Source organism: Pantoea sp. EA-12, assembly GCF_030053355.1.
GTDB classification, from domain to species: domain Bacteria; phylum Pseudomonadota; class Gammaproteobacteria; order Enterobacterales; family Enterobacteriaceae; genus Pantoea; species Pantoea vagans_C.
In genome coordinates, this window is the sequence record NZ_JASGBY010000043.1 from 1 (window position 1) to 366 (window position 366).

Sequence of the window (366 nt, forward strand, 5' to 3'; positions counted from 1 at the left end):
GATGCATTGAGCTAACCGGTACTAATGACCCGTGAGGCTTAACCTTACAACGCCAGAGGCGTTTTTGAGAAGACGCAAAGTAGATTTTCAGCTTGATTCACCGGATTTTAGAAGAATTTAGCGGTGTTCTGCGGACGCAAGTCCGAAGGATTTTACGCTGAGGCAAGGCGCGGACCGAGACGGTACGAAGGAGCATACACAGGTATGTGACTGAGTAACGCGAGGGACAGCAACGCAGCATCAGCGTAAAAGACACAGGACATGGCACAAAGAATTTGCCTGGCGGCTGTAGCGCGGTGGTCCCACCTGACCCCATGCCGAACTCAGAAGTGAAACGCCGTAGCGCCGATGGTAGTGTGGGGTCTC

1 rRNA gene is annotated in these 366 nt (G+C 53.0%); it reads left to right on the forward strand.

Going from position 1 to position 366, the window contains the following annotated elements:
• Positions 1–278: 278 nt before the first annotated feature.
• Positions 279–366 (forward strand): 5S ribosomal RNA (gene rrf, locus QMZ30_RS25820); the annotation flags it as partial.